Source organism: Longitalea arenae, assembly GCF_016924755.1.
GTDB classification, from domain to species: Bacteria; Bacteroidota; Bacteroidia; order Chitinophagales; family Chitinophagaceae; genus Niastella; species Niastella arenae.
Genome location: NZ_JAFFJX010000005.1, coordinates 476146 through 488829 on the forward strand (window position 1 = coordinate 476146; position 12684 = coordinate 488829).

The window sequence follows — 12684 nt, forward strand, 5'->3', positions numbered from 1 at the left end:
TCGATAAAAAAAAGATCGAACCAATAATTCTGCAAACAGTGTGGGAAAGCGGCATTTGGGTGGCCATAATAAGGGCTCAAGCAAGCCGCATTTGGCATTCAGGTTAGGGCCTGGAGTGGGCAAGTTCTTGCTCAATTTGAGGCGAGTCGACATACATAACTTTTTCTTATTATAATTGGATGTACCATCATGGATAATCATGTGTCAGTTACCCATCAGTTGGATTTTTTGTCGGGCGGTGGCGAAATGGGTGAGCGTGTTCGCAATTTTGACTGGGCGAGCACCCCTTTAGGCGATCCTGAAACCTGGGAACAAAGCTTAAAAACCTGTGTACGTATTATACTTACTTCAGCCCAACCCATGTTTGTGTGGTGGGGCCCTTCCCTTATAAATATTTATAACGACAGTTATGCGCGGATCATGGGTAAAAAGCATCCGGCCGGCTTAGGCGCCAAGGCTGAGGATGTATGGCCAGAGATATGGGACCTGCTGGTATCGCGTATTGAAAGTGTAAAACGGAATGAAGGTACCTACGACGATTCGTTCCTTTTTATAATGGAACGAAAGGGCTTCCAGGAGGAAGTGTATGTGTCGTTCAGCTACAGTCCGGCGCCCGGCGATGATGGGGCTGTGAAAGGAATATTTTGCGTATGTACAGAAAATACAGAGCGTATTATCAACGAGCGCGCTCTGCAAATGCTGCGCGACCTCGGTGCAGTGGCTTTCGATGAAAAATCGCCGGATCTTATTTACCGCAATGTAGCTGAGATCCTGGGCAGGAATAACAAGGATTTTCCGTTTGCCATCGTGTATAAACTAAATAAGGAAGGGGGGTCTGCACAGGCGGTTGCATTTACAGGTATAGAACAAGATCAACATTTATTACCCCGGGAGATCGATACTGCAACTCCATCGGCGCTAACCAGTGACTTTTGTAAGGCCTATGAAACGAATAAAGTGCTTGTTGCAGATGTGAATGGCATGCGGGACGAGCTTCCAAAAGGATTCTGGAAAATACCTCCTTCGCAATTTGCATATATACCCATTAGTGCAGTCGGCAGCAAACATCCCTATGCTATTATTGTTGCCGCGCTGAATCCCTGCCGGCAGTTTGACAATAATTTTCAGCAGCTCTGCGAAATGATCGGCGCCCGGGTTTCCCTGGAGATCAACAAAATGCAGGCCCTGGAAGAAGAGCGGAAAAGGGCCGAAGCACTGGAGCAGATCGATAAAGCCAAAACTGTCTTCTTCAATAATATAAGCCATGAATTTAGAACGCCGCTCACGCTTATATTGAGCCCGCTGGAAGAAATGCTTCATCAGCCGAAAAATAATCTGTCCGCTTCGGAACATCAAAACGTTGAAACGGCACACCGCAATGCGCTGCGTTTATTGAAGCTGGTGAATACGCTGCTCGATTTCAGCCGCATTGAATCAGGCCGGCAACAGGCCAGTTATGTGCTTACTGATATTGCTTCCTATACCAGGAACCTCGCGGCGAATTTCAGGTCGGTGATGGAAAAGGCGGGACTGCAACTGATCATCAAGACCGACCGGGTCGTACAGCCTGTGTATCTGGACCGGCAAATGTGGGAGAAGATCGTATTTAATTTATTGTCGAATGCCTTTAAATATACGTTGGCGGGAAGCATAACAGTAGAGCTTTGCGCAGAAGACAAATTTGCCGTGTTGAAGGTAAAAGACACGGGCGTTGGCATTCCGGAAGCAGAGCTGCCGCACATATTTGAACGGTTTCACCGGGTGCAGAACGTTATGGGCAGAACCTTCGAAGGCACCGGTATTGGTTTGTCGCTGGTAAAAGAACTGGTGCTGTTCCATAAAGGTGATATTAGCGTTGAAAGCCAGCCTGGCAAGGGGAGTACGTTTACGGTAAAAATACCGATGGGTAAAGAGCACCTGCCGGAACAGCAAATCACTGTGCAGCTGGAAGAAGAAAGGGTGACATCGGGCATGTACGTTGAAGAAGCCGGCACTTTACTGGTGAAAGACAACAATAAGGCAACATCGCTTACGTTTGAGGATGATAATGAACCCGTGGTGCTGGTGGTGGATGATAATGCCGACATGCGTGAACACCTGCATTCGATACTGGTACATCGCTTTCATGTAATAACTGCTACTAACGGCCAGGACGCCCTGCAAAAGATACAGGAACGAAAGCCAACTTTGATCATAAGTGACGTGATGATGCCGGTAATGGATGGTATAGAGCTGGTAAAAGCGGTGAAGGCTAACAAAGGCACGGCGCATATCCCGGTGATTTTGCTTACTGCCCGTGCAGGTGAAGAATCGAGGATCGCCGGCTGGGAAACGGGGGCCGACGATTACCTTACCAAACCTTTTTCTTCCAACGAACTTATTGCAAGAATTACATCGCAGATAAAAACGCAGGAGATCAGGAGGGAGGCCCTGGTTGATATGGCGGAACAAAGGAGATACTCGAGGAAGCTGGAGGATATGAACCGGGAGCTCATTAAAATGAACGAAGAACTGACCTCATTCGCCTATGTCAGCAGCCATGACCTGCAGGAACCATTGCGCAAGATCCAGATGTTCAGCAAGCGCATTCTCGAAAAAGAAATCAACTCTTTAAGTGAAGAGGGAAAGAACTTCTTTTTGCGGATGGACAATGCCGCCAACCGGATGCAGCTGTTGATCAATGATTTGCTTACGTATTCGCGTACGAATACGTCGCAGAAGCAATTAGAGAAGACAAGCCTCAATGATCTTATAATGGATGTTAAACAGGAGCTCTATGAAAAAATTATGGCTACAGATACCATCATAGAATGCGAACCGTTGCCGGAATTACAGATCATCCCGTTCCAGTTCAAACAATTGTTCACCAACCTGCTTGCCAATTCCATCAAGTTTGCAAAGCCCGGTCAACGGCCGCATATCACTATCACCAGCAACCTCATCGAGGGCAGCCAGATCGATTATCCGACGGCCAATAAAGAAATAAAATACTGGCATATTGCATTTGCCGATAAGGGCACCGGGTTCGATCCGCAATTCAATGAGCAGATATTCGGACTCTTCCAGCGTTTACACGGCAGGAAGGAGTATGAGGGCACGGGTATCGGCCTGGCCATTGCCAAAAAAGTGGTAGAGAACCACAACGGGATCATTCTGGCTGAAGGCAGGGAAAATGAAGGCGCCACCATTCATATTTATCTGCCTGAATAAGCAACCGTTGAGGCCGCTGACAGTTAAGGAACAGCTGGCAGATTTGCAAGCGGAGGCGTTTCTGGCAAGAGCTGTTGCAGATTTATTCACCATTCTACCCAAAAAAGGCTTACCTTTAAAAGAGTAGCAGCTGAAGGCGTACCCATATATGTACATCTATGATCACTCCTTCTCTTCTTCTAACTTTTAACAGTTCTTTAAAATAAAGGATATGACATTTTTAAAAGAACATCTATTAAGTGATCATTACAGTTGGAATAATAATGCAAGCCATTCATTATATGCTACTGAACCAGACCGGCGTGTGTTTGACCGGTTCAATGGCAACCAGGTTCTGTTCATTATTAATTCTTTCGGTAAGTCACTGGGGCGCTTGACATTAGGTGATGGGCGGAAAATAGAGGAACTCATCTCAACGCAATTGCCTGAGCAAAATAAAAGTGAGCTATCTGTATACAACTGGCTGCGTGGCGTGTATCTGTATTACAGCAACTATTGAATTAAATATCAGTAAAACTATTTCCATGAATATACAGGTGTACAATTTAAGCCGTAATACCAGCGATGCTGATCTGCGAAGATTGTTTTCCTCCTATGGTATTGTTGATTCCGCAGAAGTTGTGCGCGATAAATTGAATGGGCGTTCCAAAGGGAACGGCATTATTGATATGCCTGTTGAAAAAGATGCCAGGCAGGCGATAGCAGCACTCGATCAAACGATGATGGATGGGAAAAAGATCTCGGTAAGCGAGTTGCGATTACCACCAAAATGGTAATGCCGCCATTAAAAAACAGTCCGGATCTATAAGGAACGATACAATCTCCCGTTTTTAACTTCTACTAAATGAGCAAGTTAACCTGATTATTGAAGGTTTTTTCCGCTTATACAGTTTAAAGTTGTATCTTCGACCAACTTATTTCCTCCTGCACCTATCTTGATTTCTGCTTTTCAACATTTGTGAAGGTAAGATTCTAAGCCTGGTAGGCCATCATGGCAACTTACCACTATTATTATTTATTTAAATTTCAAACATTGTCATTCGAAAAGTTAAAAATTATTGAGCCTATATTAAAAGCGCTTAACAATCAGGGTTACACCCAACCCACTCCGGTACAGGAGCAATCCATTCCCATAATTCTTCAGCAAAAGGATCTTTTTGGTTGTGCCCAAACAGGCACAGGTAAAACCGCAGCCTTTGCAATACCGGTTCTTCAATTATTGTATCAACAAAAACAAACAATAAAAAGCGCCCCGTCCATCAAAGCATTGGTATTAACGCCAACCCGGGAGCTGGCCATTCAAATACAGGAAAGTTTTGAAGCCTATGGAAAAAATACCGGTTTGAACCAGGTGGTGATCTTTGGGGGCGTATCCCAGGCGGCGCAGGTACATGCGCTGAGAAAAGGGGTAGATATTTTAGTGGCAACGCCCGGCCGTTTACTTGATCTTATTGAACAGAGGATCGTAAACATCAGCAACATAAAGCTTTTGGTGCTGGATGAAGCAGACCGCATGCTGGATATGGGTTTTGTGCATGATGTGCAAAAGATCATCGCAAAGACCCCAAAACAACGGCAAACGCTTTTCTTTTCCGCTACCATGGCGCCGGCCATCCGAAAGCTGGCCAATTCTTTATTGAAAGAGCCGGTCACTGTAGAAGTAACACCGGTTGCAACCACTGCCGAAACGATAAAACAAAAGATCTGTTTTGTTGACAAAAAGGATAAGTCTGCTTTATTGTTACATATGATGACCCATACACAGATCCCGATGGCCCTGGTATTTACCCGAACCAAACATGGTGCTGACCGGGTTGCCCGGGATCTGAACCGCTCTGGTGTACGGGCGGAAGCCATTCATGGGAACAAATCACAGCAGGCAAGGCAAAAAGCTTTGCATCAGTTCAGATCGAAGCAGATAAAAGTGCTGGTGGCAACAGATATCGCAGCCCGGGGCATAGATATTGATGAATTGTCACATGTTATTAATTTTGAATTACCAAACGTTCCCGAAACATATGTTCACCGGATCGGCCGAACGGGGCGGGCAGGGGCAAAAGGCATTGCGCTGTCTTTTTGCGACCGCGAAGAAAGAGCTTATTTACGCGATATACAAAAACTCATTTCCACGGCTATACCCGTTGAAGAGGAACATCCCTTCCGCGATTCGGCCGGCCGGAACGATATACGGCAGCCAGCCAGAAAAAATAATGTAAGCAGAACACAAGCTAATCGTTTTGCCCAGGTTAACAAAAAAAGGCCCAGCTTTAACAAAGCTGTTCAATAAGCATTAAATTGTAAAAGTTTAATTATGACAAACGTTCAGATCGAAAAATTCCTGCAACAGAATTACCTTGACAAAGCGCCTGTAAAGGTCAGTTTTAAGGGAAGAAAACCGATTGTTGGAATATTTATTTCAACACCTGATTACGGTGAGTTAAAAGCAAAAAATTTCTGGCGGATCGTAGGTGAGGTAAATATTGAAAGTTATCGCAAATCAAGAGATATGAATCTGGCGAGAATGTTCAGCGGATCTGAAATGACCAAATTATCTGCACCCTAATAAGTATTTTACATCCTGTTTTTTATGTTACGTTCAATTATTACCGGGTCAGGATCTTATATTCCACCGGTCGTTAAAGTTAATGCCGACTTTATTACAAGGAATTTTCATGGGGTGAACAACCTGCCACTCAATGTTCCGGGCGAAGAAGTTGTGAAGAAGTTTGAGTTGATCACTGGCATAGGGGAGCGCCGTTACGCGCCTGATGAGCTCAATACTTCTGATATAGCAGCGATCGCTGCGAAACTGGCCATTGAAGACAGTGGAATTGATGCAGAAACCATTGACCAGATCATCGTTGCCCATAATTATGGCGACGTGGTGAAGGGTACCGTTCAGTCAGATACCGTACCTTCTGTTGCCTCCCGGGTAAAACATTTATTAGGTATACGGAACCCCGCTTGTGTACCATATGATATATTGTTTGGTTGCCCCGGTTGGGTGCAGGGGATGATACAGGCCGATGTGTATTTCAGAGCCGGTAGTGCAAAGACCTGCCTGGTCATCGGTGCAGAAACACTGTCCAGGGTATTGGACGACTATGATCGCGATAGTATGATCTTTTCCGATGGTGCAGGCGCCTGCATTCTTGAATACAAAGAAACCGGAGATCAGGCAGCAGGAATACTGGGTACCAGCACCCGGTCAGATTGCGTGAGCGAAGTTTCATATATAAACTTTGGCGGATCATACCAGCCCGGTTTGAATGACGATACACGTTATATCAAAATGAAGGGGCGTAAAGTATATGAGTATGCGGTACGTCATGTTCCGGAAGCTATGAAAGGATGCCTCGACAAAAGCGGCATCGCTATTACTGAGTTGAAGAAGATCTTTATACATCAGGCCAATGAAAAAATGGATGAAGCCATTGTAACAGCTTTTTACAATCTGTATGGCATTCAAAAGGCGCCTGAACATATAATGCCCATGAGTATTCATTGGCTGGGAAACAGTTCTGTGGCCACCATTCCAACATTGTATGACCTGGTGTGCAAAGGAATGGTCAAAGACCAGCAGCTTGAACCCGGAGATGTTATATTATTTGCATCTGTTGGTGCGGGTATGAACATCAATGCTGTTTGTTACCGTTGTGCTTCCTGAAATATTAACAATAACATTAGAAGGCCCTTAAAGAATTAATTGGCGATATGCATTTAATGGGCTATCTTTATTAACGACAATTGAGTTTTACAGCATAAAGTACTTTAAACGATCTTTTGCTTTTTTTCCTCCGTAAACTTTCGCTTTTTCTACTTTTTGTGAGTGCTCAGTTCATTTATCACATTTTAATTTTAGAGTAATGAATTTGTACGTTTCCAATTTAGGTTTTCACGTTAGTGACGAAGACCTGAGAAATTTATTTTCGGCTTATGGTAATGTTACCTCAGCCAAAGTAATCACAGACAGAGAAACTGGCAGATCCCGTGGTTTTGGATTTGTGGAAATGTCTGCAGAAGATGAAGGAAAGAAAGCCATTCAAGGGCTGGAAGGAAAAGAAATTGAAGGCAGAAGCATTTCTGTTTCAGTGGCAAGACCTAAAACTGACCGTGGCAATTCCTTCGGTGGTGGCAACCGCGGTGGCGGTGGCTTCAAATCAAGATGGTAATCAATACGCTTGTTTCCTGAAATAATTCAATCGAAATAGCTCATTGAAGTAAGCCCTGGCAAGAGTGCCGGGGTTTTTTTATGTTTTACCAGGTGTCATTTGTACGATTCCCTCCTGAACTATGCAGGGTATTAGTTAAACTTGCATATGGTAAAACTTATTGAGATCACAGGACAGCATGGTATCAGGCTGCGGCCCTTAACACCAGCTGATGCCGAAGCACTGGCTGCTGTTGCCAGCGATCCATCGATCAGCAACTTTGTAAGGGATAGTTTTCCTTCGCCCTATACACTTGCCCATGCAAAAGGATTTATCCAATTCGCCGAGGGTGATCCCCATTTATATTGTTGGGCTATCTTTGAAGGCAGTGCGCTGGCTGGCGTTATCAGCCTTACCCAACAGGAAGATATTTACCGCCATTCCGCAGAGATCGGTTACTGGCTGGGAAGCGATTTCCGGGGAAGGGGAATAAGTACAGAAGCGATCGGCCTCGTTTGCCGGTATGCATTTGATCAATTGAACATCGTCAGGATCTTCGCACATGTATTCGAGCATAACCATGCTTCGCGTAAAGCCCTGTTGAAAAATGGATTTGTCATTGAAGGAATACGGAAGAAAGGATCTATCAAGAACAATCAGTTGCTCGACGATTACCTGATGGCCAAATTGAAATAGCAATGACGGGAAAAATTGGAAAAATAATAGCCCAACGCACGGGCAACAGCGAATTGATAGAGATACTCGCCGATAAATTATCGGGCGCTGATCTTAATTCCCTCCTGCTGGAAGTATTTGCCCGCAGGGCACAGCAGGTAAGCGCACCGGAGCTGTTGAAGCAATATGATAAGAACCGGTTTGTGCAACCTGGAGAAACAGATTACCTGCACCTGCTGGAAAGATCGCTGCAAACCCTGCAATGCCTGAAGCGCCATGACTTCAAAGCTTTGCAGGTATCACCGCTTAGTCAGTTAGGTACCTGCTCAGTGGTGGCTACCGTTGACCAGGATAAAGTTGTTTCGGCTTTGCGCAACTGTGAAGTGTTGTCAGATGCTACCAATGCCCTGGCATTACATATCAGCAGCCAGAAAAAACAAAAAAAGCAAACCGGGGATACACATATTAAATATTGTACAGTACAAAGACATGTACGTTCACAGCCATTTCAGATCAAAGGGTTCTCCCCCCATTTTACCATCGGCTGTATGGTTTCCTCAGGTATTGATACCGGTAATTATACTTTTGAAAAGAAAGCCATTGGCGAGCATTTCGCGGCTTTAGTGGATGTATTGACCACCGTTTTTAAAACGGGTGCGGTAAAGTTCCGGTTACAGCAAAGAGCGGGTTACGGGGAGGCTTTTATCCCTACTGTTATGAAATATCTGCAGGAACGTTTACCCGGCGTGGAAATTACCCGTGATGAAAGCGCTGGTTCTAATAACTATTACCAGGGACTGCAGTTCAAAGCAGATATTTTTGTGCAGCAACGCCATTTCGAGATCGCTGACGGGGGGCTTGTTAACTGGACGCAGCAATTGCTGAACAATAGAAAAGAACGGTTCTTTATTTCAGGGTTCGGACTTGAATTGCTGAATAAGCTGGAAGAGGGCCTGCTGTAATACGTTATGCAAATTTAAATAAAAGCAAGGCGGGTCCGGCCATTTGGCCGGACCCGCCTTGCTTTCTATCGTTATTTTTATTGAATGACCAGTTTACCACTGGTTGATTGACCTTTGCTGCCCTGGATGCTGTAATAATACATGCCGCTTAAGGAACCCGGCAGGATTATACGCTGATTACCGGCAGCGAGCACCCGGCTGAACACCAATCTTCCCATGGCATCATTTATTCTTAATACCCCGCCATTTTCACTGCAAACCACCTGGATGTTCCCGCCCTGCTTAATTACATTGGGATAGAGCGCAGTTTGAAGTTTACCCGTTTCCAGCAAGATGGTATTGGAATAGTATACGGAATCGCTATCAGTCACCTTAATGCGATAGTAGTTCTTTCCATTATCCGGCTGTTCATGTTTGAAGTCGAACAGGAAGCTGCAGGCGTCCCAGCCTTTGGGTTTGCCAATGCTGCTGAAATTAATTCCATTGTGGCTTTGTTCAATATCGAATATAGCCCATTTGCGTAAACACCTGAAGATCCAGCTCAATACATTGGCCCTTCCCTGAGGGTGGCCGCTAAAGTTCTCAACCAGTAAAGGTGTGCCCTTACGGTTGGTTTGAACGATAAAACCGCCAAAACCGCTGGCATCAAAGGTTATTTCCCACCGGCTGGCCGTTGCATTCCATACAATGTCGCTGTCTTCCGGATCGATGAGGGCCGCATCGCCGCTGTAGCTGCAGGGAAGTCCGCTACCATTACTGCTGCTGCCTTCATAATAGGCGATACGTACATTTGCCTTACCCGCGGCATCGGTTGGATGGGCCGGCAGGTTCAGGAAGCTTAAGAAGTCGTTATTGAATGCCGTGAATTCGGCCTGTGTAAAGAACAGGGTGACCCTGCCTGTAGCCGATGCTGCATTGGTGGCAGGCAGTAACTGGTAATGCCTTGCTACAAAGGGTATTCCGCAATCCTGCGGCACCCTCGATTCGATCCAAACATTTGCAGTGACTGTTCCACTCACCGGATTTGCACCCGCCGGCGTCAGCTGTGCGATCAGGCGGCAGCTGCTATCCACGAACAGGTGGGTAGTGGAAATATCGCGGATATTTTTGGTGTTCCTGGTGACCAGGTTGCCTGTCATGAGCGGATGACTGTACACTATAGAGCGGATCTTATAGTCAAAGCCCGGGTTTACCCAGCTAATGCCATCTACGGTGGTGAGTGAACGATTATCCAGGCTGGTGCTTTCACGGCGCAGACTCCAGTTCGCCGTGCTGCCCGAGTCGCGGTAAACGACTATATAATAATCGGCGCCATTCGTAATAGCAATATTGAAAGCGCTCAGGTCAACATAATTCCACGAATAAGCGCTGACGCTGGTATCGGGCAGTGATAATTTCGCCAGTAAAGCGCCTGGCACACCGGCACTATCAGCGCGCACTTCCAGCGCCAGTGCGGTTTTTGTAATAGACGTATGATAATAGGCGCCACCCAAACGGCCGCTTATATCAGGTGTAAAGCGTACAGCTATACGCTGGATGCTGAGCGTTACCCCGGCATCTTCCGAAGTTAGATTAGACGCATCGTATTGATAGGTTTTGCGGTTCACCGGTGAACAATTGAACGCAGCGCCAACGGCCCGGTAGATATCCAGGCGGCCATACCCCCAGGTGGTATTAGGCGTGGGGCCGGCAGCTTCGGTCAATGAGTCTTTGGTCGTATTCGAAAACAGCAGGTTTCGCAGCTGCGAAACGGTTGCGGTTGGATTGGCCTGTAAGAGCAAAGCTACCGCGCCGGTAACCACGGGCGCCGACATACTGGTTCCCTGGTTCTTACGATACAAACCAGGATAAATAATATCTGTTACTGCAGCTGAACTGTTGGTTGAAAATGCGGAGATCACATGTTGGCCTATAGCGGCAATCTCTGGTTTTAATACCCCATCGCGGCGGGGACCATGAGAACTGAAACTTGCAATGGCATCCATTCGGGCCGTGGTGCCGTAATAAGCGCCATTGGCGCCATATGAGTACCAGGCAGGCCTGCCCACATAAGCGGCTGCCGTGATGGCCGAAGTAGCATTGCCCGGCGAACCTACCAGATAGTCGTTGTTGCCCTCGACCAGCGTCAATGCAAAGAAGGCAGGGTTCCTGTAATACATCCAGCCATGTAATGACAATGTATTGGCGGTATTGTTGGTGAGCGTAAGCGTCCACGTACCCATGGGATTGGTACTATTGGTTCCATTCCTTTGAACATAAACATCTACATAACGGTCGCCGTTACCTACCTCAATTTGATTGCTCAGATATACATTAAAAGCATTGCCCATTACCTGGCCCAGCACCGACTGGTTGGCATGGGCAGTTACGGAACCGCCTGTGCCGGGGGCAGTAAAAGTAGCTGAAATATTACTGCTATTGTTTACGTACACCCGGTACTGGAACAGGTCAGGCGCTGTAACAGCAGGCACATTAAAAGAAACTGTTCCGGCAGCGCCCCCTGCCAGCGACAACTGGTTATGGATATTGCTGCCATGATCGTTACCGGCTGAAATGACCACGGCACGTCCCGGTCCGGAAGCAGTAAAATCATCTACAACCAGTTCATATTCCCGGGTACCATCATGGGGGCCAAACTGACTGCCTATGCTCATGTTCAGCACAACCGGTTTGCCCAGGCTATTGGCCAGGTTCTTTAAATAAGCGATGCCATTAATAACATTGGTATTCGAAAAAGACCCGTTGCCACCCTTAATGACCACAATGTCGGCCTCAGGCGCCATACCGGTGTATTTGCGGGTAAGGGGCAATGCGGCGCCATTACCAGCGGCTGTGCCGGCCACATGGGTGCCATGTCCGTTAATGTCGCGCTCGCGAACATAGTTGGTAGGCGTGCCATCCAATTCATCATTGATCTGCTCGCGGGTATATTCAACGCCATAACCCATGCCCACCGGCGAAACTTCGCCGGTGATGGGGCTAATGGTTTGATCCCAGATGCGCAGAATGCGGCTTTTCGTGGTGTCATCGGGGTCGCGGAAATCCGGATGTTTCCAGTCGATACCCGAATCGAAGATGGCAACGATCACCCCTTTGCCCTTATACACCGTATTATTCAATTTGCCCTGGTGCAAAAGGGTGGCGCCGCTGCTGGCAACGGCAATGTCGTTATGCAATTCGTCCATCACCGGCGCTGCGATATAATGAACGCCGGGCAAATTCGAGAGCTGTGTTATTTGATCCGGCGTGACCCATGCCGTTACGAAATGCGGGTATACCGCATTCACCAGCACGCCATTGTTACGAAGCGCATTTACATCGGAAGTATAAATAATGCAATCGTAGCGTTCACCGGCAGGTTGACCCGGCGCTACACGTACCTGAGTAGGCGTGGTCTTGAAAGCGGGAGAATAACTGCCCGTCACCTGTCGCGCGGCAGGTAGATGGGTCAACACGAATTTAAACGCGGGATCGATCTTATCTTCCGGGGAGCGGTTCTGCGAATAACCGGTTAAGTATAACAACACCGAAAGAAAAGTGAAGAGGATGGATCGGTTCGGAAAGAATGTTGAGACCGGAAAATGCACAAGAAGGGCATGACCCTTTTGGGTAGATTTTCTCATAGACAGGTATTTGATTAAAGGTTAATGGAGATAAGCAATTTAAGGAAAAGTATTAAACACTGT

10 protein-coding genes are annotated in these 12684 nt (G+C 46.6%); 9 read left to right on the forward strand and 1 reads right to left on the reverse strand.

Annotated elements, in window-relative coordinates; all coding sequences use genetic code 11:
* Positions 1-189: 189 nt before the first annotated feature.
* The 9 genes from JT717_RS14635 (at position 190) to JT717_RS14675 (ending at position 8998) form a co-directional block, all read left to right on the forward strand.
* Entirely contained in the window at positions 190-3210 is a 3021-nt protein-coding gene (locus JT717_RS14635) for an ATP-binding protein (RefSeq protein ID WP_205511225.1), read from the forward strand.
* Between the two features lie 211 nt (positions 3211-3421).
* Positions 3422-3709 carry a hypothetical protein gene (locus JT717_RS14640; protein ID WP_205511226.1) on the forward strand — a complete coding sequence of 96 codons (288 nt, stop codon included), beginning with the start codon at positions 3422-3424 and terminating at the stop codon, positions 3707-3709.
* A 25-nt stretch (positions 3710-3734) separates the two neighbouring features.
* On the forward strand, positions 3735-3986 hold the full coding sequence (locus JT717_RS14645) for an RNA recognition motif domain-containing protein (RefSeq protein ID WP_205511227.1): 252 nt from the start codon (positions 3735-3737) through the stop codon (positions 3984-3986).
* Positions 3987-4243: 257 nt separating this feature from the next.
* Positions 4244-5497: a DEAD/DEAH box helicase gene (locus tag JT717_RS14650; RefSeq protein WP_205511228.1), complete on the forward strand. Its 1254-nt coding sequence runs from the start codon at positions 4244-4246 to the stop codon at positions 5495-5497.
* Positions 5498-5521: 24 nt separating this feature from the next.
* Positions 5522-5773, forward strand: coding sequence for a short-chain dehydrogenase (locus JT717_RS14655; protein WP_205511229.1), 252 nt, complete (start codon positions 5522-5524; stop codon positions 5771-5773).
* A gap of 24 nt (positions 5774-5797) precedes the next feature.
* Positions 5798-6877, forward strand: a complete 1080-nt coding sequence (locus JT717_RS14660; protein ID WP_205511230.1) for a 3-oxoacyl-ACP synthase III family protein — start codon at positions 5798-5800, stop codon at positions 6875-6877.
* Positions 6878-7076: 199 nt separating this feature from the next.
* The gene (rbp, locus tag JT717_RS14665) at positions 7077-7382 is read left to right on the forward strand and encodes an RNA-binding regulator (RefSeq protein WP_205511231.1); all 306 of its coding nucleotides are present in this window, start codon (positions 7077-7079) and stop codon (positions 7380-7382) included.
* A gap of 147 nt (positions 7383-7529) precedes the next feature.
* Entirely contained in the window at positions 7530-8057 is a 528-nt protein-coding gene (locus tag JT717_RS14670) for a GNAT family N-acetyltransferase (RefSeq protein ID WP_205511232.1), read from the forward strand.
* 2 nt (positions 8058-8059) lie between these two features.
* Complete coding sequence (locus JT717_RS14675) at positions 8060-8998, forward strand: hypothetical protein (RefSeq protein WP_205511233.1); 939 nt, start codon at positions 8060-8062, stop codon at positions 8996-8998.
* A 77-nt stretch (positions 8999-9075) separates the two neighbouring features.
* Here JT717_RS14675 and JT717_RS14680 read toward each other — a convergent pair whose 3' ends face one another.
* Entirely contained in the window at positions 9076-12621 is a 3546-nt protein-coding gene (locus JT717_RS14680; protein WP_205511234.1) for a S8 family peptidase, read from the reverse strand.
* Between the last annotated feature and the right edge of the window lie 63 nt (positions 12622-12684).

Bases quoted from the DNA above. Each gene is read 5' to 3' on its own strand.
- JT717_RS14640 (WP_205511226.1), top strand. From the start codon at position 3,422: ATGACATTTTTAAAAGAACATCTATTAAGTGATCATTACAGTTGGAAT.
- rbp (WP_205511231.1), top strand. From the start codon at position 7,077: ATGAATTTGTACGTTTCCAATTTAGGTTTTCACGTTAGTGACGAAGAC.
- JT717_RS14635 (WP_205511225.1), top strand. From the start codon at position 190: ATGGATAATCATGTGTCAGTTACCCATCAGTTGGATTTTTTGTCGGGC.
- JT717_RS14670 (WP_205511232.1), top strand. From the start codon at position 7,530: ATGGTAAAACTTATTGAGATCACAGGACAGCATGGTATCAGGCTGCGG.
- JT717_RS14655 (WP_205511229.1), top strand. From the start codon at position 5,522: ATGACAAACGTTCAGATCGAAAAATTCCTGCAACAGAATTACCTTGAC.
- JT717_RS14645 (WP_205511227.1), top strand. From the start codon at position 3,735: ATGAATATACAGGTGTACAATTTAAGCCGTAATACCAGCGATGCTGAT.
- JT717_RS14680 (WP_205511234.1), bottom strand. From the start codon at position 12,621: ATGAGAAAATCTACCCAAAAGGGTCATGCCCTTCTTGTGCATTTTCCG.
- JT717_RS14675 (WP_205511233.1), top strand. From the start codon at position 8,060: ATGACGGGAAAAATTGGAAAAATAATAGCCCAACGCACGGGCAACAGC.
- JT717_RS14660 (WP_205511230.1), top strand. From the start codon at position 5,798: ATGTTACGTTCAATTATTACCGGGTCAGGATCTTATATTCCACCGGTC.